The sequence below is a fragment of the Azospirillum sp. B510 genome (assembly GCF_000010725.1).
Classification (GTDB): Bacteria; Pseudomonadota; Alphaproteobacteria; order Azospirillales; family Azospirillaceae; genus Azospirillum; species Azospirillum lipoferum_B.
The window spans coordinates 490001-510777 of record NC_013857.1 but is presented as its reverse complement, the minus strand read 5'-3'; the positions used below and the strand labels follow the sequence as shown (position 1 = coordinate 510777).

Annotated in this window: 18 protein-coding genes (1 of these 18 cut by a window edge); 8 read left to right on the top strand and 10 right to left on the bottom strand. The window is 65.0% G+C overall.

The annotated features are described in order from the left end of the window. Positions 1-134 precede the first annotated feature (134 nt). Together AZL_RS34835 and AZL_RS34830 are read right to left on the bottom strand one after the other, a co-directional pair. Entirely contained in the window at positions 135-1349 is a 1215-nt protein-coding gene (locus AZL_RS34835) for an MFS transporter (RefSeq protein WP_012977526.1), read from the bottom strand. Positions 1350-1424: 75 nt separating this feature from the next. Then, positions 1425-2261, bottom strand: coding sequence for a hypothetical protein (locus AZL_RS34830; RefSeq protein WP_012977525.1), 837 nt, complete (start codon positions 2259-2261; stop codon positions 1425-1427). A 67-nt stretch (positions 2262-2328) separates the two neighbouring features. Between AZL_RS34830 and AZL_RS34825 the strand changes: the two genes are divergently transcribed. After that, on the top strand, positions 2329-3042 hold the full coding sequence (locus AZL_RS34825; protein ID WP_012977524.1) for a GntR family transcriptional regulator: 714 nt from the start codon (positions 2329-2331) through the stop codon (positions 3040-3042). Positions 3043-3053: 11 nt separating this feature from the next. On the opposite strand, the gene AZL_RS26730 is transcribed toward AZL_RS34825, so the two are convergent. Then, positions 3054-4358, bottom strand: coding sequence for a class I SAM-dependent methyltransferase (locus tag AZL_RS26730; protein WP_042445713.1), 1305 nt, complete (start codon positions 4356-4358; stop codon positions 3054-3056). A gap of 12 nt (positions 4359-4370) precedes the next feature. Continuing rightward, the gene (locus AZL_RS26725) at positions 4371-4847 is read right to left on the bottom strand and encodes a class I SAM-dependent methyltransferase (RefSeq protein ID WP_148219657.1); all 477 of its coding nucleotides are present in this window, start codon (positions 4845-4847) and stop codon (positions 4371-4373) included. 445 nt (positions 4848-5292) lie between these two features. Between AZL_RS26725 and AZL_RS26720 the strand changes: the two genes are divergently transcribed. Continuing rightward, the gene (locus AZL_RS26720) at positions 5293-6114 is read left to right on the top strand and encodes a ParB/RepB/Spo0J family partition protein (protein WP_012977521.1); all 822 of its coding nucleotides are present in this window, start codon (positions 5293-5295) and stop codon (positions 6112-6114) included. Positions 6115-6127: 13 nt separating this feature from the next. On the opposite strand, the gene AZL_RS26715 is transcribed toward AZL_RS26720, so the two are convergent. Further along, positions 6128-6760 (bottom strand): MBL fold metallo-hydrolase, encoded by a 633-nt coding sequence (locus AZL_RS26715; RefSeq protein ID WP_012977520.1) that lies wholly within the window; start codon positions 6758-6760, stop codon positions 6128-6130. A gap of 261 nt (positions 6761-7021) precedes the next feature. Here AZL_RS26715 and AZL_RS26710 point away from each other — a divergent pair, with 261 nt between their 5' ends. Both AZL_RS26710 and AZL_RS26705 read left to right on the top strand, forming a co-directional pair. Further along, positions 7022-7474: an RrF2 family transcriptional regulator gene (locus AZL_RS26710; RefSeq protein ID WP_012977519.1), complete on the top strand. Its 453-nt coding sequence runs from the start codon at positions 7022-7024 to the stop codon at positions 7472-7474. A gap of 96 nt (positions 7475-7570) precedes the next feature. Then, positions 7571-8275, top strand: a complete 705-nt coding sequence (locus tag AZL_RS26705; protein WP_012977518.1) for an SDR family oxidoreductase — start codon at positions 7571-7573, stop codon at positions 8273-8275. An 85-nt stretch (positions 8276-8360) separates the two neighbouring features. Here AZL_RS26705 and AZL_RS26700 read toward each other — a convergent pair whose 3' ends face one another. The 4 genes from AZL_RS26700 to AZL_RS26685 all read right to left on the bottom strand — a co-directional run bounded on the left by AZL_RS26700 (position 8361) and on the right by AZL_RS26685 (position 13290). Beyond that, positions 8361-9653 (bottom strand): adenylosuccinate synthase, encoded by a 1293-nt coding sequence (locus AZL_RS26700; RefSeq protein WP_012977517.1) that lies wholly within the window; start codon positions 9651-9653, stop codon positions 8361-8363. A 117-nt stretch (positions 9654-9770) separates the two neighbouring features. Then, positions 9771-10925 (bottom strand): ATP phosphoribosyltransferase regulatory subunit, encoded by a 1155-nt coding sequence (locus AZL_RS26695; protein ID WP_012977516.1) that lies wholly within the window; start codon positions 10923-10925, stop codon positions 9771-9773. 253 nt (positions 10926-11178) lie between these two features. Beyond that, complete coding sequence (gene phoU / locus AZL_RS26690; RefSeq protein ID WP_012977515.1) at positions 11179-11949, bottom strand: phosphate signaling complex protein PhoU; 771 nt, start codon at positions 11947-11949, stop codon at positions 11179-11181. Between the two features lie 210 nt (positions 11950-12159). Further along, a complete protein-coding gene (locus AZL_RS26685; RefSeq protein ID WP_012974918.1) occupies positions 12160-13290 on the bottom strand; it encodes an ISAs1-like element ISAzs15 family transposase in 1131 nt (376 codons plus the stop codon). 221 nt (positions 13291-13511) lie between these two features. On the opposite strand from AZL_RS26685, the gene AZL_RS26680 reads away from it, so the two are divergent. The 3 genes from AZL_RS26680 to AZL_RS26670 are packed head-to-tail and all read left to right on the top strand — an operon-like array spanning position 13512 to position 18101. Then, a complete protein-coding gene (locus AZL_RS26680) occupies positions 13512-14213 on the top strand; it encodes a hypothetical protein (protein ID WP_012977514.1) in 702 nt (233 codons plus the stop codon). A gap of 10 nt (positions 14214-14223) precedes the next feature. Beyond that, complete coding sequence (locus tag AZL_RS37550; RefSeq protein WP_012977513.1) at positions 14224-16362, top strand: adenylate/guanylate cyclase domain-containing protein; 2139 nt, start codon at positions 14224-14226, stop codon at positions 16360-16362. Positions 16363-16394: 32 nt separating this feature from the next. Next, positions 16395-18101 (top strand): ShlB/FhaC/HecB family hemolysin secretion/activation protein, encoded by a 1707-nt coding sequence (locus AZL_RS26670; protein WP_148219656.1) that lies wholly within the window; start codon positions 16395-16397, stop codon positions 18099-18101. A gap of 64 nt (positions 18102-18165) precedes the next feature. Here the strand turns inward: AZL_RS26670 and AZL_RS26665 are convergent, their stop codons facing one another. Then, positions 18166-18792, bottom strand: a complete 627-nt coding sequence (locus AZL_RS26665; RefSeq protein WP_247894472.1) for a cold-shock protein — start codon at positions 18790-18792, stop codon at positions 18166-18168. Between the two features lie 411 nt (positions 18793-19203). On the opposite strand from AZL_RS26665, the gene AZL_RS26660 reads away from it, so the two are divergent. Beyond that, on the top strand, positions 19204-20777 hold the 5' portion of the coding sequence (locus AZL_RS26660) for a right-handed parallel beta-helix repeat-containing protein (RefSeq protein WP_012977510.1). It continues 307 nt past the right edge of the window; only the first 1574 of its 1881 coding nucleotides appear in the window; the start codon lies at positions 19204-19206; its stop codon lies off the right edge, out of view.

The following is a 20777-nucleotide window of genomic DNA, read 5'->3' as shown; positions in this document are numbered from 1 at the left end:
CTGGCTTGAATGCTGAAGGTGGGCGTCGCACGGGTGGACAAAACCGGGGCTGTTCGATCTTCAGGGCCACTGACCGGTGATCGGGGCTGGCTTGTCGAGGTGTTCGAACGGTGTTCCGGCAATTCCGGAGCGGTTCATGTTTTCCTCAGACAGATAAGCAGGGAAGCGCCGAGGCACACTATCAGCAACGCCCAAGGTGCCGCATAGGTTCCTGACGCATCGCACAGCAGCCCCAGCAATGGAGGCGTGCCGATGATAGAGATTTGGTTGACAGCCATTGCCGTACCAATCGCCAACCCAACGCGATCGGGCGGCGCGGATTCAGACACATAAGCAACCCAAGGTCCGTACCAGCCAAACCCAAAAAAGCCAAGCCAGACCGCGATCAGCAGCAGGACTGGATATGGTGTGTTCGTTGGCAAGAACAGCAGAACGACGAAGCCAGCGATGACGGCTCCCATACTTGTTATTATTGGGAGCAAACGTCCAGCTCGGGAATGATCACTCCACCCCGCAAGAAATACCCGTCCACATGCGCCAGAAACTTGGCACGAAAGCAGAAGTACTGTTCCATATTGAAGTGAAAGTCCCAGAGATTCCTTGAAATATATCACCATGAAGATCAGTATTCCATACTGCGCCATGACAAGGCTGGCGCCGGACCACATGATGCGTCTCATGTAAGGTTGCCGAAGCATCGCCACGAGATAGGACAATGTTGTCGGTGGTCTTGCGGCTGGTGAGGCGACCGACGCGGGGGGCGATTTGTAGAAGCACGCAAAGAGGACGCCTCCTCCAAGCGCGACGACGGCGCTGACGACGAAGGCCGCCCGCCAATCGAAACGCGCCGTGATCATCGGGAGAATGCCGGCCGCGACCGCGCCTCCCAAAGGCAGGCCAGCTTGGCGGATGCCCATCGCCAAGCCGCGCTGGTTCTTCGGGAACCAGGACGAGATCGCCTTGCTGCCGCCGGGTTGAGCGGTGCTGTATCCAATTCCCATCACGAAAAGCCCTGCCAAAAGAACATGGAAATTGGACGCATAGGCTGCGCCAACCATGCCCAACGCGATGACAAAGGCCCCCAAGCCGATGATGTGCCGCTCACTCTGGCGGTCAAGAAGGTTTCCGACGACAAGCAGACCGGGGATGGCGGCGGCGCCGGAGGCTGTGATCAAAAGTCCAACTTCAAGTGCATTCAGCTTTAGACTCTCTTGCAAGAAGCCAGAGAGAATACCAATGCCTTGGGAAGCAAATGATGCGCTTGCCTGAGAAATAGTGGAAACAATGAGGATAACCCAGCGATAAGCGGTGGTGTTTCTATTAAACAAAAATTGCACTCTTTCTCGCATCGCATTGTCCCATGTATTTAAAAGAATAGCGCCGTGCTGATGGTCCCGAGCGCAGCGCTATCTCTCAATGTTATTTCAATTCAACCTTGCGGAAATGCCAGCAAAAGCATCACCAACGCGACGGAGATAGTCTGAGCAACGCGCGCCCAGTCGAATGGGATCGGGCGTGACCTGCGCGCCATAGCAATAATATTCCAGGGCCTGGACGCCGTGACGGAAATGACCGCTTTCCGTGTCTCCCGTATGAACGACGATATAGGCCAGATCACGCTTAACCTGTTGATCCGTAAAGCCAAATTCGCGGGCTAGCCATGGAGCGAACAGGGGAGCGGCAAACGTATATTCCCCATGATTATAGATTTCCGATGCGATGGTCGTCTCAAGTCCGTCTTGGATGTCTTGGGCGATTACGCGCTGGTGCAGAACCCATTTGCGAAACTCGAAAGCACTGGGAACCCGGTTTCGGCGTCGTTCCCATTCATCTCCCTCACAAACGTTGGTGGCAAGGCGATAGTAAAGCTCCGCATGGGCTTCTCCGCAAAGTCCCAGATCCTCGTGAATGATTTTCCCGGTTTCCGAAGCCGCACTAAAGAAGGCAACGGCGCGATCCGGCTGCCCCTCGGCTTGCTCTGCCAGCGCCATGAGGCGGCATGTCATGGCCGCAACAGCATTGGACGTGAGGTGGGTGTCGCGCCATGCGTGGAAGAAGCGCTCCAGAACTGGGCGCGACCACGCTCGCGACGTCAGTTTTTCAAAGCACTCCTCCACCTTCTGTATGGAGGCGCGTTCCCTATGGAATGCGGCGCTGACTTCATTGCCGAAGTCGGAATTGCCAAGGCCTGCGATCGCATTTTCTGCGGTGGCGAGAATTCTGAGGCGGTCTGGTGGTGTGGAGTCCAGAATGGTGGTCATGGCAGGCTCCTCCGTTGTGAAGATCGGGGGGGATCCTATGGGGGCATAAAATCATATATTATATAGGATGAGTCAAGTGACGCGCACATCAAGCCGAACCGAGGGGCTGGAACGTTACCTTCCGCCGCCTGATGGCGAATCGCGGGCGACAGCTGAAATGGTTGCGGAAACTTTAAGGAATGCTATTTCTCATGGTGTTCTGCCCGCCGGGATGCCTCTGCGGCAAGATCACATCGCCGCACATTTTGCAATCAGCCACATTCCAGTGCGAGAAGCGCTCCAGCAGCTTATCAGCGATGGACTTGTCGAGTTCATCCGCAACAAGGGGGCTGTCGTTTCACAACTTTCCGCTAAGGTTGCCCATGAGCTAACGGAGTTCCGATTTATTCTGGAAGGGCAGCTTATCCGTTGGTCTACGCCAAGAATCACTGCGGCTCATGTCAGGGATGCTGAGGTAATACTGGCGGAATTGGATGATGCAAATGAAATAGACAAAGTTTTGGATTTAAGCAAATCTTTCCACTATAAGCTGTATGAGCCTGCCGAGAGGCCATTCTTTATGGCGGAAATTGACAAGGTGCGCGCAAACCTGCGGCGCTACCTTCGGCTTGCTTATAACACATCAGGATATAAGAAAGATTCACAGGATGAACACTGGAAATTGTTAAAATTTGTTCGCAATGGTGATGCTGAAGAGGCGGCCGATCTGGTGCAGAAACATATCCAGGCAACGGGCGGGCTGATCTGCAAATATCTATTGGAGAATGTGCCATCAAAATAAATGCTGGGCAATTATCTTATAATCAGCGCCACCTGCTTTGTGTAGGGGCTGGCGGCGAAATACTCATATCGTACCGTATTCTCCACAGAGAATTCCTGGAAGGCCCGGTATTCATCGTCGCGCCAGCTCAGATTGCCGATATATTCGTCGAACACGATGACCGTTCCCGGCCGAATCCGATCGGCCAGGGCGGTCAGCACCGTCCGGGCCGAGGCATAGATGTCGCTGTCGACATTGACGAAACGCACCGGCTCCGGATGGGTGGCGAGGAAGGGCGGCAGGCTGTCCTCGAACCATCCGACATGCAGGCGGGCGTTGTCGCGCACCGGTGGCAGCTGGCTGCCGGTGGTCAGCACGCCGCGGGGCGAATTGACCCAGCCCTCCGGCAGCCCCTCGAACGAGTCGAAGCCGTGGACCTCTTGTCCGGCGACCTCGGCGATGTGGTTCAGCGAGGTGCCGCGCCTCACGCCGAACTCCAGCACCAGACCCGGCATGGTGGCGCAGGCCAGCGCGTGGCGCAGCAGCCGGCCGCTGCTGCCGAACAGGCGGAAATCGGTCGACAGGGCAGGCAGCAGGGCCTTGACTCCATCCGGCAGCGGTCGGCGCCGGGGATTGTCCCTGACCTCGGCATTCTCCACCGCGTCGGCCTCCGCATCGCGGCCAAGCAGCCGCAGGGTGGCGGCGAGATAGCCCCAATATTTGCCGTTGGCGCCGCCGCAGCGGGTGGCGCGGCGCAGCCGGCGCAACGCCTCCTCGGGACCATGATGGTGCAGCGCCTGGGCATGGCTGCCGAACCAGGCGGCGGCATGTTCGGGATCGTCGGTCAGCAGCGCGTTGAAATGGGCCAGGGACAGCGCGTCGTCGCCGAGATAGGCTGCGGCGGTCGCCGCTTCGAAGCGGATGTCCGCGGAGAAATCGCCGGTGGCCAGCGCCTCCCGCGTCACGGAGATGGCGTCGGCGTAGCGGGCGTCGCGGCGCAGCGCGCCGGCCAGGGCTGCCGTCAGGTCCGGGCGGTCGGGAGCGACCCGACGGGCGCGCTCCAGCCAGCGGACGGCGGGAAGCGGGGCATTGGCGGCCTGATGAGCCTTGGCGAGGGTCGCCATCCGGTCTGCGTCTGCTGGATCGTCGGCCAGCGTGCGGCGCAGGCAGGCGATGGCCTCCGACGGGTTGCGGTGGCCAAGATGGGCCAATCCGAGCAGATGGAGCCGCTCGACTCCGGAGGACGCGGCGGCGCCTCGCAGCAGGCGCAGGGCGGGGCGGAAACGGCGCGCGCCGATCAGGGCGCGCGCCTCGTTCAAGACAGTGTCAGCGGTCAAAATGACTCGTCGTCAGGGCAGCCGGCGGAAGGTCCAGACTGACGCCGGCGGCAGGTTCCGGGCGATCCAGGCATGGCGCCGCGGCTTCAACCGCAGCCGCCGGATCAGTTCCGGATTGACCGGGGCGAAGGGACCATAGGTGAATTGCACGAAAACCCCGTCGGGCGCCAGCACGGAAAAGGCGCCGCGCACGATTCGCGCCTGGACCGGTAGAGGCATCGCGACCAGCGGCAGGCCGGAGACCACGGCGTCGCAGTCTTTCCAGCCATGGGTCTGGACGATGCGCTGGATCCGCGTCGCGTCGCCGCGCACCACCGTGGCGTCCGGATGCTGGATCGCCAGATGATCGGCGAAGGCGGCGTCCAGCTCGACCATCAGCAGATTGCCGGGGGTGACGCCATGGGACAGCAGCGCCGAGGTGACCGGACCGGTGCCCGGCCCCAGTTCCACCACCCGCCGTTCGGGACCGCAGCCGGCCGCCTTCGCCATGGCCCGGCACAGTTCATGTCCGCTTGGAGTTACCGACGCGACCTTCAGGGGTGAGCGAATCCAGCGCTCGACAAAAAGCTTGCGTTCAGCAAGTGACATCGACCGACCTCCCAACAGACGCCGGATCAATTTCTCGGGTCTGCTTGAACCCCTTTTACTAAGTTACGTTTCATTGCGCCAGCTGAATGGATTTTGAACGATCATTTAACAAAACGGTGACGGTGCGATGACGTTTCTTTTTCATCCGACTGTTTTGCTCGGATTCTCGCCGCCGCCGGCCCGCCGATGAGCCAAAGACCGGTTGTCGCAGGGGGCGGCGGCGCGGCGCGGTGGGCGATGTTCTCCTTTTCTTCCAGTGCATCGTTGACAGAGCCGTGACCGCCGGGCACCGTTGCGGAACCGGAAGGACACCGGTTGGATTGGGGATCAGGGACCAGAACAAGACATGCCGACGCTCGCACCCGATCATTCGGATCTGTTCGACGATACGGGCAAGCCGCCCCGGCTGTTGGAACTCGATGTCGCACGGATCATCCGCAATCCGGGCATGCCACGCCGCCACTTCGACCCTCAGGAAATGCAGGGGCTTGCCGACTCGATTGCGCATTACGGGTTGAAGCAGCCGATCCTTGTCCAGGAAACCGTCGGCGGCCATCGTCTGGTCGCCGGTGAGCGCCGGCTGCGGGCGCATGAGATGCTGGGGCTGGCGACCATCTACGCGCTGGTCACCTCCGGCAATCCGGACGAGCTGACGCTGGTGGAGAATGTGCAGCGCGTCGACCTTGACGCGCTGGAACTGGCGGAGGCGCTGGCCCGGCTGATCGACCGCTTCGGCTATACCCAGGAACAGCTGGGCCGCATCATCGGCAAGAGCCAGAGCAATGTCAGCCATACCTTGCGGCTGAACAGCCTGCCGGAGACGATCAAGCAGGAATATGCCGCCGCACACCATGATGTTTCCCGTTCCACCCTGATCGAGATCGCCTGGATCAAGGATCTGGACGAGCAGATCGCGCTTTGGGAACAGGTCAAGGCCGGCGACGGGACGGTACAGGCCGCGCGCAGCCGCAAGGACGCCAGCAAGGAGCCGTCGCTGCGCACCATGTCGGCGGTCGGCCGCTTTCTCGACGCGCTGCGTCGCGCGACCGCCCGGCTGGGCGATCCGCGCGAACACCGCGCCTATGTCGATGACATGCAGCGCCGCGAGCTGATCAGCCTGCGCCGGCGCATCGACCTGCTGCTGGGGGACGATCCGGCGGTGGATTGAGCGTGCCTCGCCCTCAGTCGTTCAGGAACGGATTGTAGAGCCGCTCCTCGCCGAAGCTGGACATCGGGCCGTGGCCGGGGATGAAGGCGAAATCGTCGCCATAGGGGAACAGCCGCTCGCGGATCGAGGCGATCAGGTCGCCATGGTTGCCCTTCGGGAAATCGGTGCGGCCGATGGAGCCCTGGAACAGCACGTCGCCGACGATGGCGAGCTTCGACGGCCGGTGGACGAACACGACATGGCCGGGGGTGTGGCCGGGGCAGTGGCGGACCTCCAGACTCTGGTTGCCGACGGTCACCGTATCGCCTTCCTCCAGCCAGCGGTCGGGGGTGAAGGAGCGGACCGGCGGAAAGCCGAACATCTGGCTCTGGTGCGGCATGCCGTCGATCCAGAACTGGTCCTCGCGGTGCGGTCCCTCGATCGGCAGCGACAGCTTGTCGGCGAGATCGGCGACGCCGCCGGCATGGTCGATATGGCCATGGGTCACCAGGATCTTTTCCAGCGTCACTCCCTTCGCCTTCGCCGCCGCCAGGATGCGGTCCAGCTCGCCGCCGGGATCGATGGCCGCACCCTTCATCGTCTCGGGGCACCAGAGCACCGTGCAGTTCTGCTGGAACGGGGTGACCGGAACAATGGCGTACTGCATGGTCTGACCTTCGACGCTGCGGGGAGGGTGGGGGAGCGGGCCGATGGGGCCGGGCGACCTTAACGCGCCTGCGGCGGCGGCCGCAAACCATTCGCGCAAAGTCCGTCGCAATGGGCGGTGAATCTGATTATGGTCCGCTGGACCGGCCGGGGACGGCGCCTTTCGGGTGGAATACCGGGCCGGCACGAAATGTTAACCATCCAGGCCTTAGATCGGGGCGGACCAACCAGCCGCCGCCGCAAAAAATCGGATTCCGCCGGAATGCTGTCGCAGAAAGCCAAATACGCGTTGCGTGCCCTGATCATGCTGGCGGAGAAGGATACCGGTGATCTGATCCTGATCGCCGACATCGCGGAGCGCGAGAACATCCCGCGCAAGTTCCTGGAAGCGATCCTGGTCGAATTGCGCAAGGAAGGGCTGCTGTTCGCCAAGCGCGGCAAGAGCGGCGGCTACCGGCTGGCCCGCCCCGCCGCCGAGATCACCTTCGGCGAGGTGATCCGCCTGATCGACGGCCATCTGGCTCCGATCCCCTGCGCCAGCAAGGCCTCTTTCCGTCCATGCGAGGACTGCATTGACACGGCGACCTGTTCGGTCCGCTGGCTGATGGTCCAGGTCCGCGACGCCACCGCCGCCGTCCTGGACAACCGGACGCTGGCCGACGCGCTTCGCCATCGCCAGTCCACCGGCAACATCGCCGCCAACTTCGACATCTGAGCCTCTTCGGCCCGCGCCATCGGGCTGAAATCGCGTTTGAGGCGGCGGGGCGCTCTCCCCTATGGTTGGTCAACCACGGGATTGCGAGGAATGGTCATGTCTGAAGAGAAGATTGCGGTCATCACCGCCGGGGGCAGCGGCATGGGGGCGGCCTCGGCGCGCCGGCTCGCGGCCGACGGGTTCAAGGTCGCGATCCTGTCCTCCTCCGGCAAGGGCGAGGCGCTGGCCGCCGAACTGGGCGGCATCGGGGTGACCGGGTCGAACCAGTCCAGCGACGATCTGAAGCGGCTGGTCGATGCCACGATGCGGCGCTGGGGCCGCATCGACGTGCTGGTCAACAGCGCCGGCCATGGTCCGCGCGGGCCCCTGCTGGAGATCAGCGACGAGGATTGGCACCGCGGCATCGAGGTCTATTTCCTCAACGTGGTGCGGGCGGTGCGGCTGGTGGCGCCGATCATGGTCGGGCGGAAGGGCGGCTCCATCGTCAACATCTCCACCGCCTGGGCGTTCGAGCCGAGCGCCATGTTCCCGACGTCCGCCGTCGCGCGGGCGGGACTTGCCGCCTACACCAAGATCTTCGCCGAGCAGTATGCGGCGGACAATGTGCGGATGAACAACGTCCTGCCCGGCTGGATCGACAGCCTGCCCGCGACCGAGGAGCGGCGCCAGAGCGTGCCGATGCGGCGCTACGGCAGCAGCGAGGAGATCGCGGCGACGGTGGCCTTCCTGGCCTCCGCGGGCGCCGGCTATATCACCGGCCAGAACATCCGGGTCGATGGCGGCTTGACCCGGTCGGTGTGAATCTGGGCGGCGTGAACCGGGACGGTGTCAAAGAGGAAGGGCCGGCGAAACGCCGGCCCTTCCTTCTTCGTATCGCGCCACCCGATCAGTCGGCGAAGGGGTCCGTCATCAGGATGGTGTCGTCGCGTTCCGGGCTGGTCGACAGCAGGGCGACCGGAGCCTGGATCAGCTCCTCGATGTGGCGGACATACTTGACCGCCTGGGCCGGCAACTCCGCCCAGGAGCGGGCGCCGCGGGTGGTGTCCTTCCAGCCTTCGAAGGTCTCGTAGATCGGCTCGACGCGGGCCTGGGCGCCGGCGTTCGACGGGTAATAGTCGATCTCCTGCCCGTCGAGGCGATAGCCGACGCAGACCTTCACCTCGTCGAAACCGTCCAGCACGTCCAGCTTGGTCAGGGCGATGCCGTCGATGCCGCCGGTCTTGATCGCCTGGCGGACCATGACGGCGTCGAACCAGCCGCAGCGGCGCTTGCGCCCGGTGACCACGCCGAACTCCTTGCCCTTCTGGCCGATCAGCTCGCCGATCTCGTCCTTCAGCTCGGTCGGGAAGGGGCCGGAGCCGACGCGGGTGGTGTAGGCCTTGCAAATGCCCAGCACATAGCCGACCGCGCGCGGGCCCATGCCGCTGCCGGCGGCGGCGTTGCCGGCCACCGTGTTGGAGGAGGTGACGTAGGGGTAGGTGCCATGGTCGATGTCCAGCATCGTGCCCTGGGCGCCTTCGAACAGGATGCGCTTGCCGGCGCGGCGCAATTCGTCGAGCCGCTTCCACACGACGGCGGCGTAGGGCAGCACCTGCGGCGCGATCTCGCGCAGCGGCTCCAGGATGTCGGCCGGGGTCATTTCCGGCGCGCCCAGCGCGCGGAACAGCGCGTTGTGGTGGGCCAGCAGGGCGTCGACCTTCTCCACCAGGACGGCGTCGTCGGTCAGGTCGCACAGGCGGATGGCGCGCCGCGCCACCTTGTCCTCATAGGCCGGGCCGATGCCGCGGCCGGTGGTGCCGATCTTGCCGGCGCCCTTGGCCTCCTCCCGCGCCTTGTCCAGCGCGCTGTGCACCGGCAGGATCAGCGGGACATTCTCGGCGACGATCAGGTTCTCCGGGGTGACGGAAACACCCTTCTCCTTGATCGCGTTGACTTCGCGGATGAAGGCCCACGGGTCGAAGACGACGCCGTTGCCGATGACCGACAGCTTGTTCTGGCGAACCACGCCGGACGGCAGCAGGCTCAGCTTGTATTCGACGCCGTTGATCACCAGCGTGTGGCCGGCGTTGTGACCGCCCTGGAAGCGCACCACCACATCGGCCCGGCTGGACAGCCAGTCGACGATCTTGCCCTTGCCCTCGTCGCCCCACTGGGCGCCGACCACCGCAACGTTGGCCATCTCTCGTCTCCGCAAAACTTAAAGAAGAAACCGCTCGACCTTACCGATCCACCGCAGGGCACCATCCGCGCGGCGTGGGGGTCCGTTCACCCAACACCCAACTTGCAGACCGCAAGTTTACCCGACCGGCTTGACGTCGCCGCCGGCCAGCCAATGGCCGCACTGAAGCCGTTTGGCTTCAGCGACCGCATCGGCCGCCGGGGCCAGCCCGGCGACCGTCACCCACCCGTCGGCCCGCAGCTTGCGCGCCGTCTCCCAGCCGCTGCCATGCGGCACATAGACCCGGCCCGCGGCCGTGGCCGCCGGAACGGCGCGCAGCAGCGTGTCCATGTAGAGCGTGAAGCCGGTCGCCGGCTCGCCGCGATCCTCGCCCTGGGCGCCGGCGCGGTAGCGCCCGCCCTGGCCCAACTCGCCCGCCGCGCGGGAAAACAGGGTGAAGCTGAGGCCGGTCTGATATTCGAACCCGCGATGCTCGACCAGATCGATGGTCACCGCCAGATCGGGCATCGCCGCGCGCAGCAGCGCCAGCGTGTCGGTCAGCCGGCGGCGGTCCTTCTCGGCGCCCTCCGGCAGCGGCAGGGCGGACAAGGCCAGCATGGCGCGGTCGGCGGGACCCGACGCGCTCATCAGCGTTTCCAGAAGCTTGGCCGCCGGCCCACCGACCGCCGCCACCGCGGCCGAGTCCTTGCGGTCGAGGGCGGCGCGCAGCTGACGGATCTCCGCGTCGCCCAGCCCCAGCCCGGCGCAGATGCGCGACACCATGGTCGGCACGCAGAGATCGACCGACAGGTGCGGCACGCCGATGGCGGTCAGCCCCTGGACGGCCAGCAGAACCACTTCGGCGTCAGCCTCCGCCTCCAGGGCGCCGATCAGCTCGACGCCGACCTGGGTGAACTGGCGTTCGGGGCGCAGCTGCGACCCCTTCACCCGCAACACCTGCCCGGCGTAGCACAGGCGCAGCGGCCGGGCCTCGTTCTTCAGGCGGGTGGTGGCGATGCGGGCGATCTGCGGGGTGATGTCGGCGCGCACCGCCATCATCCGCTGTGAATGTGGGTCCATCAGCCGGAAGGTCTGCTTGGACATCGCGGCCCCCGCGCCGGAGAGCAGGTTCTCCTCGAACTCCACCAGGGGCGGATCGACGCGGCGGTATCCCTGCGCGGCGAATTCCGCCAGCAGGCGTTCGACGGCGGCCGCCTCATGCGCCGCTTCGGACGGCAGCACGTCGTGCAGTCCGGCGGGAAGCAGGGCGGAGCTCAATGCGTCGGCGGGCATGACCAGCGTGTCTCGTTGCAGGCAGGGACAGGGATGCCGCGGCGGATGTCGGGCACACGGGGCGGCCTAATACCCGACCCCCGCGCCGCATGCAAACGGAAAAGCCCCGCACTCCGACGGTATCTCCCCTGCGCCGACGATGCCGGCCGGAAGAACGACCCCTTTCAGGGCCGGGGGAGTGCGGTTGTGGGTCCGGTTGGACAAAGTGTCGCTGCCGTCGCGTCACGCGGGGGGGCGAGGCTGCGGCCGAAGCTCAACCGGCGTCGGCGGGGCCGGACTCGTCATCGGAAAAGGGCGACGCATCCATGCCCGGTTCCGACGGTGATACCACGGCGAAGCTGCTGGTGTCGTTCTTCGGCCGCAGCACGGTCAGCGGGCTGCCGACCACCAGGAAATGGATGTTCTCGGCGATGTTGGTGGCATGATCGCCGATACGTTCCAGATTCTTCGCCATGAACAGCAGATGCGTGCAAGGGGTGATGTTGCGCGGATCCTCCATCATGTAGGTCAGGACCTCGCGGAACAGGCTGGTGTAGAGGTCGTCCAGTTCCTCGTCGCGTTCCCAGGCGGCGATGGCCTTGTCGACGTCGCGCTCGATATAGGCGTCCAGCACGTCCTTCAGGATGGCTTCCACCAGCCGGCCCATGCGCGGGATGCCGGCGGCGGGGCGCACCACCGGCACCTGGGCCAGCGCCAGAGACCGCTTGGCGACGTTGGCGGCATAATCGCCGATCCGCTCCAGGTCGGCGGAGACCTTGAGTGCCGAGACGATCTCGCGCAGATCCTGGGCCATCGGCTGGCGCAGGGCCAGCAGCCGCACCGCCTCCGCGTCGATGTCGCGCTCATAGGCGTCAAGACGCGCGTCGGCCTGCATCACCTGCGAGGCGAGCCCGACATCGCGGCGGGCTACCGCCTTGACCGCGGCCTCCACCTGCGCTTCGGCGACGCCGCCCATCTGGGTGACGAGATTGGACAGGCGCTGCAATTCCTGCGCAAAGGAGCGGACGATATGTTCGGTACCCATGTTCGGTCGCGACGCTCCAATGATGCCCACCCCAACTGCTCGCGACCTGGAAGGCCGTCACGCGCGGGACGTGTACGGTAGCCCGCAGCCATGACGCCGGTGTGGCGGGGATATTTCACTTTTTTGACAATCCAGCCCCGCCGCCGCATCCATAATTGCCGGCGTTGCGATGCCCGCGTCAGGAACGTCAGGGCAATCGCTTGACCGACGTTAGCCGCGCTGCCGGATGACGGTTTCGAGGTAGTCGGCGTTCCAGGACATTTTCTTACGCTTGACGGTCAGGCTCTGTTTGCCTGGGGCCTTTCGGATGAGGTTTATGGCCATGTGCCGGATGGCGGCCATGTTTTGAGGGCCGAAGCCGGACCGCAAGCGGGAGAGGTCGTCGTGGAAGACGACATCAAGCACCCAGTGCAGGCGGTTCTCGACATGCCAATGGCAGCGGACAGCGTGGGCCAGGAGACGGGCGTCGAGGCGTGCCGAGGAGAGAAAGTAACGCCGTTCTCGGCTGGGCTTACCCTCCCGCTCGACGTCGGCCTCGACCATGGCGATGCTGGTCAAGGCGGGGAAGCGGGGCTCGCCCGGGAAGCGGCGGTCGGTGGACAGCCAGTCGACGTCGTGGCTGACGACATGGTGGCGGACTTCGATCCGGCCATGGTCGCCGTCGGTGGTGGTGAACGTGTCGGATACGCCGTCGCGTGCCTCGCTGAAGTAGCGCTCGATTTCCCCGCACAGGATCGGCCAGTTGCCCTTCACCGCCAGCAGATAGTCGGCACCCTTGTCGAGAATGGCTTGGGCGATCTTGGTCTGGCACCCCATGGCATCGATGGTTACCAATGCTCCGGTCAGGGCCAAGCGCTCCAGCAGCAGTGGAATGGCGGTGATCTCGTTCGACTTCGCCTCGCAGGCTTGCTGGCCCAGCACCAGCCGCTGTCGGCTGGCCCAGGCGGAGACGAGATGCAGCGGGTTGCGCCCCTGAGCCCGAGCGTGAGCGCGCCGGGAGGTCTTGCCGTCAATGGCGACGATGTCCGGCTCGCCCTCGCGCAACCCGTCCACCCACGCCGTGAAGCAGGACGAAAACAGCTCGCCATCAAGCGCGTTCATCACGTCGTTGAGCGTGTCATGGCTGGCGATGCCTCGCCGGTAGGGCAGGAAACGACGCAGAAAGTCCAGGCGATCCTCGCCCCACTCCTCGATCTCGACAAAGTTCTCCGCCCCACCCAGGGTGGCACACAGCACCAGGAGCAGGATTTCCGGCAGCGGATATACGACCTTCCATGCCTGACGCGGATCCTCCAGCGCCGAGAAGTGATCCAACAGCGACTTGCCAGCCCCTTCCGCCATACCTGCCTCCCATCAATGGAGGCTCCTATGAATCATGCCCGCCCTTCAGAGGGAATCCACAACCGCGTTTAAACTCGATGCGTCAAGCGCCGCTTCAAGCGATTGCCCTGTCAGGAACGTATTGGATTTGAAGTAATCCGGTTACTTCGCTAAAGGGAAGGCAAACCGATCGAAGCCGTCCGCATGGGGTATTCCCCTGCGATGTCTGGGAGGCCGTTTCCATGTCCGTCCTGTTCCACCCGCCTGTCCGGCCTTTTACCGCGGGGGCTCTGCTTCTTCTGATTGCATCGCCGCTCGCGTATGCCGCCGATCCGGCTCCGTCCACGCCCACGGCACTGGTCGAGGATGTGTCGGATGGTGTCGAGGGGGTGCAGCCGATGGATTATCTCGCGGCGGGGCGTATGGTGGCATTGAAGGTGGGCCAGACGCTGACGCTGAGCTATCTGGAATCCTGCGTGAACGAGACGATCACCGGCGGTTCGGTAACGGTTGGCGCCCGTGAGTCGACGGTGCAGGGTGGCAGCATCGACCGCCATACGCTGCCCTGCGATGGCGGCAAGCTGCTGCTGGCCGCCAACGAGGCGGGCAAGGCCGGGGTGACCGTCTTCCGCAGCGCGCCTATCGCCCTGCCGGGGATGAAGGCGCCGCTGCCCAAGCCGGACCTGACCCTGTTCAAGACCCACCCCCTGCTGATCCTGCCGGCGCCAGGCCCGGTCACCATCGACCGGCTCGACGCACAGGGGGGGACGCCGGCCACGGTCAATATCCCCGGCACGGTGCTGGACACCGCCAAGACGGGTGGCGGGCTGGAGCCGGGCGGTCTTTACAGGATCTCCGCCGGGCAGAAATCCTTCACCGTGAAGATCGACGAGAAGGCCACGGCCGGAGGCGGTCCCGCGCTCGGCCGGCTGATCCGCTTCTGAGCGGCGGGCGATGAGGCTGTCCCGGCGTGTCCGGCTGATCCTGCTCGGCGCGGTGGCTCCGGCCGTTGCGGGGCTGCTGGTGCTGGCGGCGTCGCCCTCGTTGCAGGGACCTTCGATCGACAGTCTCTTTTGGTTGCGGGAACGGGTGCATGGTGCGCGCCCGGCTCCCGACCCGTCGCCGGTGGTGGTGGTCGGCATCGATGAGGAGACCTATCGCCGTCCGCCCTTCGCCGGCACACCGCAGGCGCTGTGGGGGCCGCGTCTCGGCACCGTTCTCGGCGCCATGCTGGATGGCGGGGCGGCGGCCATCGGTCTCGACCTCGTCCATCCGACCTCGGTCGAGACGCTGATCCCCGGATTCGAGCGCGACTATCTGCTGACCCTGCGCCGTGGCGGCAAGGAGGGGCGGCTGGTGCTGGCCAAGGTGCAGCATCAGAGCGACCCGCTGATGCCCTATCGCGGCTACATGATCGCCGCCGGGGTCAACAACATCCGCTCGGTCAATCTGGTGGAGGATCCCGACGGGGTGCTACGCCGGGTTCCGCTGACCCTCTCCGTGACCGGTCCGGACGGCCAGCCCAAGGCCGAACCGGGGATGGCGGTGGAGGTCGCATCCCGCGCGCTGAAGGCGCCGCTGGAACGGGGGGCCGACGGCTCCGTCACGCTGGCCGGCTACCGGCTGCCGGGCGGGGAGGGCAACCGGCTGCTGGTCAACCACGCCACGGCTCCGGGCGCCATCCCGACCTATTCGCTGGCCGATCTCCATGCCTGTGCCGAGGCCGGCAAGGCCGAGTATTTCGCCAGGCACTTCAAGGGCAAGGCGGTGATGGTCGGCACCGTGCTGGATGTCGAGGACCGCAAGCTCTCCTCCAACCGCTGGGTGACCAAGCCGGAGGGACTGAACCTTCCCGAACGTTGCGCCCTGCCGGTGATGAGCGACCTGTATGTCGCCGGCCGCACCCGCGACAGCATTCCCGGCGTCTACATCCATGCCGCCGCCATCTCCAACCTGATCGCGCATGACGCGCTGGCGGAGGCCGCCCGGCCCGTCGCCGTGGTGTTGATCCTGTTGCTGGCCGGCCTGGCCGGGGTGGTGACGCTGGCAACCCGGCCGGGAGTGGCCGCGGCCGGTCTGATCGTGTTGCTGGCGTGCTGGAGCGGCGTGGCGGTGGAAATGTTCCAGGGCGGGCTGGTCCTGCCCTATCTCCAGGCGGCGCTGGCCGCCCTGCTGGTCTTCCCGCTGGCGCTCGGCTTCCGCTTCGCCGTGCTCGACCGCGACCAGCGTCATATCCGCAACGCCTTCAAGCTCTACCTGCCGGGGTCGCTGATCGACGACATGATCGCATCGGGCCAGTCGCCCAGCTTGGGCGGTGAGGAGCGCGACCTGTCCATCCTGTTCTGCGACATCGCCGGCTTCACCAAGATGTCGGAGGGGATGGAGCCGGAGGCCCTGGTCACCGTTCTGAACCGCTATTTCACGGTGATGACCGACATCATCGAGGCGCATGGCGGCTTCGTCGACAAATATATCGGCGACGCCGTGCTGGCGGTGTTCGGTGCCCCCTATGCCATCGACAACCATGCCCGCGCCGCCGTGTCGGCCGCCCTGGCGATGCGTCAGGCGATGGAGGATGATCCGACCCTGTTGGCGACCCCCAGCGGGCGCGGCTCCAACCGCATCGGCATCGCCACCGGCCCGGCCCTGATCGGCAACATCGGCTCGCCCAGACGCTTCAACTACACGGTGATGGGCGACACGGTGAATCTGGCCTCCCGGCTGGAGGGCGCCAACAAATACTACAACACCGCCCTGATGGTCAGCGGCGAGACCATGCGCCACCATGGCGACCCCCAGGCCTTCCGCGCGCTCGACATCGTGCAGGTCGTCGGCCGCAGCGAGCCGGTGGAGGTGTTCGAACCGCTGTCCGACGCCCGCCGCGCCGATCCCGAGGAGCGGGCCCAGCGCGCCGCCTATGCCGCCGCCCTCGACCAATGGCGCGCCGGCCGTTTCGAGGCCGCCGCCGCCGGTTTCCGGACACTGATCGCCGGCGATGGTGCCGCGCTGGCGATGCTGCACAAGGCGGAGAAACGCATCGGCCTGCCGGCGGAGCCGGATTGGGCCGGCGTGACCGCCCTCACCGACAAATAGCCGCAAGACGACAAGCCGTGCCCCGAACCGCCATGCCCAGCCCTCGCCACCAGCGCCGTCCCGTCCGCTTGTCAATCCTGCTGCTGGCCGGCATCGCCGGTCCGTTGCCGGCGCTGGCCCAGGCGGTGTCCCCGGCTCTGCCTCCCTCCCTCGATCCCAACCGGCTGGAGCGGCGCTTCGAACCGCCGGCGGCGCCGCAGTCCTCACCGGAGATCGAGATGCCGGCGCCGGAAAAGGCCCCGCCGCCCCGTGACGCCGAGCGCATCACCCTCACGCTGAACGAGATCCGTATCGACGGCAACAGCGTCTATGACGGTGACAGCCTGTCGGCCCTGTGGCGCGACAAGCTGGGCAAGCCGGTGACGCTCGCCGACCTCTATGCCATCCGTGACGCCATCACCGCGCGCTACCGCAACGACGGCTATGTGCTGTCCCAGGCGGTCGTGCCGGCCCAACGCATCCGGGATGGCGTCGTCCGCCTACAGGTGGTGGAGGGCTATGTTGACGAGGTGGTCGTCCAGGGCGAGGCGACCGACCGCCTCGGTCTGCTGCGGCGGATGGGCGATAAGATCAAGGCTTCCCGCCCGCTGCGCATGACCGATATGGAGCGCTATGTCCTGCTGGCCGACGATCTGCCCGGCGTGGCGGTGAAGACGGTGCTGGAGGCGTCGCCCGACACGCCCGGCGCCTCCCGCCTGACGCTGGCGCTGGAACGCACGCCCGTCAGCGGCTTCCTGTCGCTGGACAACCGCGGCACCCGCTCCATCGGTCCGATGCAACTGACCGGCGTCGCCAGCGTCGAGGACCAGCTTGGTCTGTTCGAGCGGACCACCGCCCAAGGCATCGTCACCCCGCAACTCCGCGAACTGCGCTTCTTCGACCTGGGTCAACTGGTGCCGGTGGATGCCGAGGGGACGACGGTGGAATATGGCGTCCGCCGCTCCTGGTCGGAGCCCGGCGACAGCGTCCGTCCGCTCGACCTGTACGGCCTCACCACCTCCGGCCGGGTGGCGGTGTCGCATCCCTTCATCCGCAGCCGCGCCGAGACGCTGCGGGCCGGCCTCAGCCTCACCATTCGGGACAGCCGTACCGATGCGCTGGGCGACAGGCTGTCCCAGGACCGGCTGCGCATCGTTGCCGCCAACCTCTCCTATGATTTCGCCGATGGTTGGGGCGGCTCCAACCTTGTGACGGCGGAGGTTTCCAAGGGGCTGGACATCCTGGACGCCACCAAATCCGGCAGCGCCACCCTGACCCGCGGCGGCGGGCGCAGTGACTTCCGCAAGTTCCTGCTGACGGCCCAGCGCAACCAGCCGCTGACCGACTCGCTGCTGCTCGTTTTGTCGGGAGAGGGGCAATACAGCCCCGACCAATTGCTGTCGTCGGAGGAATACGGGTTGGGCGGAAAGCAGTATGGCCGAGCCTTCGACCCTTCGGAAATCACCGGCGACAGCGGATTCGCCGGCCGGGCGGAACTGCAATACAGCCTGCCGGTGCAGGAGGAGGGGCTTGACTACGCCGTCACCTACGGTTTCGGTGATTATGGCGCGGTGTATAATTACGAGAGTGGCACGCGCCATGGACGGCGCGCCCTCGCGTCGGCCGGTGTCGGGCTGCGCTTCGGCCTGTTCCGCCGCATCGAGGCTAGCGTGGAGTTCGCCAAACCCTTCGTCACCACGCCGTTCAGCACGCGGAACCGGGAGCCCCGCGCGTTCTTCACGGTGATGACGCGATTCTGATCCAGCGCACGGAGACCGCCACCGGGAAGCAGCCTGCGGAGGCCCCCGGTGGCGGCTTTTGTCGTCAGATCAGTTCGACCCGTTGGGCGACCGGCGCATCCTCCGACCCCACGGCCAGATAGCGGACATCCTCGCCGTCGGCGACGATGTCGAGGCCGGACTGGCGCAGCGTGGCGCGGTCGAAATAGACGGTGGCGCCATCCTCCCACGGCTCGATCAGGCCGGACTGGCTGTCCAGATTGTACCAGCGCACCGTGCCATAGGCCATCGTGGCCGGACCAGTCGGCTCCGCCTGGCGCTCGCGCCGCTCGCGTTGGGGTTTGGGCGGACGGGCGAGGCCCTCGCTTCCATCCTCCACCGGTCCGGCGACCAGACCCATCGGCTGGGTGGCCGATGCGGTGGCGCGCGGCGCGCGCTGGTTGCGGGCGCGCGGGGCTGGCGGCGTTTCCGGCGGCGTGGCGGAGTGAATGGCGACGACCTGCGGTCCCTTGGCCCCCTGGGCCAGATCGCAGACGACCGTCGTGCCCTCGACCGGGTTGGGCAGGGAGGCGGCGGCCAGGACCGAAGCGTGCAGAAAAGCCTCGCCGGAGCCATCGGCGAGGCGGACGAACCCAAAACCCTTTTCCGGCTTGAACCACTTTACCGTCGCGGTGACGTTCGTCGCGGTGACGTTCTTCAACTCTTCGCTCAAGACAGGTCCCTTTCACGTCCTGTAGGCCGGGGGAGGGCGGCCCTGACGCTGAACTGGGCGCGGCACCGCTGTATGACCAAGAACAAAAGACCCCGGCGATCGCAAGCTTATCATAAAATTCCAGAAAATGACCAGCGTGGTGATGCCTCGTATCACTGGGGCAAGGGCTGGGACGATTGGGCGGCAACCTGTACACGTAACGAGAGAGAACGCCGATTTGACCTATGGTGAAAATATATGGTTCAGTTTCGCAAACAAAATGGAAGTATGAACTCACCATAATATAATTTGGATCCCGGATGGGAATAACAAATCCATGGCGGAAACCTGTCCATCAGTAGTAGATTTGTTGTAAATAAAATTTTAACCAAAAAATTGACTCATGACTCCATCGGAACGGAGGAATGACTGATGACGACCACCGACCAGGCCGCTTTTTTCGTGTCCCCGAAGGGCAATGACAGCTGGTCCGGGCGGCTCGCCGCGCCCAACGCTGCCGGTACCGACGGCCCCTTCGCCAGCCTCGAGAAGGCGCGAGACGCCATGCGGGCAAGCGACATCGACACGACCTATGTTCGCGGCGGAACCTATCGCCTGAACAAGACCCTGAGTCTCGACTCCCACGACGATGGCCACAGCTTCCTCGCCTATAAAGGTGAGACGCCGGTGCTGAGCGGTGGGGAGCGGGTGACCGGCTTCACCAACGAGGGCAACGGCCTTTATTCGGCCAAGCTCGCTTCGGCCAATGGCCTGGATGTCAGCATCGGCGGCGTTCGCCAGCACGCGGCGCAGACCGGGGACTTCAACCCGGCCGAGGCTGCGACCAGTGGCTGGAAAGTTCTCAAGGCCGACTATACCGGCGCCAGCAAAGCCGGCTTCAATTTTTCCGCCGGCGACATCCCCACGGGGTTGAAGCCTCACGCCGGGCTGGTCGTCCAGACTTTCGATACGGAAAGGCTGAAGGACGACATCTCGCAGGTGACGTCGATCGACCAGTATCATCACAAGGTCACACTGGACGATGCGGCGTCCTACGCCTTGCGCAGTGGTGGGACCTACCGGCTGATGAACGATGCCTCGCTGATCCGTGACGCCGGCGAATTCGGCTGGCGCGCCAGCGATGGCAAGCTGGTGGTCAAGCCGGTGCATCCCGGTGGTTTCCAGTCGGACGGCGTGGTGGTCTCCCGGCTCGGCACGCTGATCAAGACGAGCAACGCCAGCAATGTCAGCATTGAAGGGCTGACTTTCGCCGACGCCCGTTACGACGGTTCGGCGCTGTCGATGCAGGGTGGTCACGGCAATTCCATCGGCGGCAATCACTTCGTCAATGTCGGGACCGCCGTCTCACTCGATGGCACGGACGACAGCCGTATCGCCGGCAACCATATGGAGCAGCTTGGCGCCAGTGGCATCTCGATGATCCACGCCGCCAACGGCAACCGCATCTACGCCAACAGCATTGACCATATCGGGCAGATCTCGAAAGGCGGCGCCGGCATCGGTGCTGTCGGCAGCAGCAACACGCTGGTCAGCAACAACGACATCAGCGACGCCCCGCGCTATGGCGTGTCTTTCAAGGAGTGGGACGATGGGCAGCTGAACCGCAACAACGCCATCCAGTTCAACAGGATTCAGCATGTCGGGCAGGAAACCGCTGATGGCGGCGGCATCGAGATGCTTGGCCGCTCCGCCAAGGCCATGGGTTCGGTCATTCGTGGCAACGAGGTGATCGATACAGGCGGGCTCGCCACCGACGGCAAGGGCAATTGGCTGACCGATCATAAGGGTTGGGGGATTTCCCTCGATGACCTGACCAGCGGCGTCATCGTTCGTGACAATTTCGTCAAAGGCTTCTCATGGGCCGGCATTTATGTCCATGGTGGCGACGACAATCTATTAGAGAACAATTTCGGCGTGGCCAGCCGTCCGGAGGATGCCTTCATCCGCCTGGAGTGGGTGCCGAAGGCCGGTGATCAGGCACGGCC

Coding starts and splice junctions, on each gene's coding strand:
- AZL_RS34835 (WP_012977526.1), bottom strand. CDS start 1,349: ATGCGAGAAAGAGTGCAATTTTTGTTTAATAGAAACACCACCGCTTAT.
- AZL_RS34830 (WP_012977525.1), bottom strand. CDS start 2,261: ATGACCACCATTCTGGACTCCACACCACCAGACCGCCTCAGAATTCTC.
- AZL_RS34825 (WP_012977524.1), top strand. CDS start 2,329: ATGAGTCAAGTGACGCGCACATCAAGCCGAACCGAGGGGCTGGAACGT.
- AZL_RS26725 (WP_148219657.1), bottom strand. CDS start 4,847: ATGGCGAAGGCGGCCGGCTGCGGTCCCGAACGGCGGGTGGTGGAACTG.
- AZL_RS26720 (WP_012977521.1), top strand. CDS start 5,293: ATGCCGACGCTCGCACCCGATCATTCGGATCTGTTCGACGATACGGGC.
- AZL_RS26715 (WP_012977520.1), bottom strand. CDS start 6,760: ATGCAGTACGCCATTGTTCCGGTCACCCCGTTCCAGCAGAACTGCACG.
- AZL_RS26710 (WP_012977519.1), top strand. CDS start 7,022: ATGCTGTCGCAGAAAGCCAAATACGCGTTGCGTGCCCTGATCATGCTG.
- AZL_RS26705 (WP_012977518.1), top strand. CDS start 7,571: ATGTCTGAAGAGAAGATTGCGGTCATCACCGCCGGGGGCAGCGGCATG.
- AZL_RS26700 (WP_012977517.1), bottom strand. CDS start 9,653: ATGGCCAACGTTGCGGTGGTCGGCGCCCAGTGGGGCGACGAGGGCAAG.
- AZL_RS26695 (WP_012977516.1), bottom strand. CDS start 10,925: ATGCCCGCCGACGCATTGAGCTCCGCCCTGCTTCCCGCCGGACTGCAC.
- phoU (WP_012977515.1), bottom strand. CDS start 11,949: ATGGGTACCGAACATATCGTCCGCTCCTTTGCGCAGGAATTGCAGCGC.
- AZL_RS26685 (WP_012974918.1), bottom strand. CDS start 13,290: ATGGCGGAAGGGGCTGGCAAGTCGCTGTTGGATCACTTCTCGGCGCTG.
- AZL_RS26680 (WP_012977514.1), top strand. CDS start 13,512: ATGTCCGTCCTGTTCCACCCGCCTGTCCGGCCTTTTACCGCGGGGGCT.
- AZL_RS37550 (WP_012977513.1), top strand. CDS start 14,224: ATGAGGCTGTCCCGGCGTGTCCGGCTGATCCTGCTCGGCGCGGTGGCT.
- AZL_RS26670 (WP_148219656.1), top strand. CDS start 16,395: ATGCCCAGCCCTCGCCACCAGCGCCGTCCCGTCCGCTTGTCAATCCTG.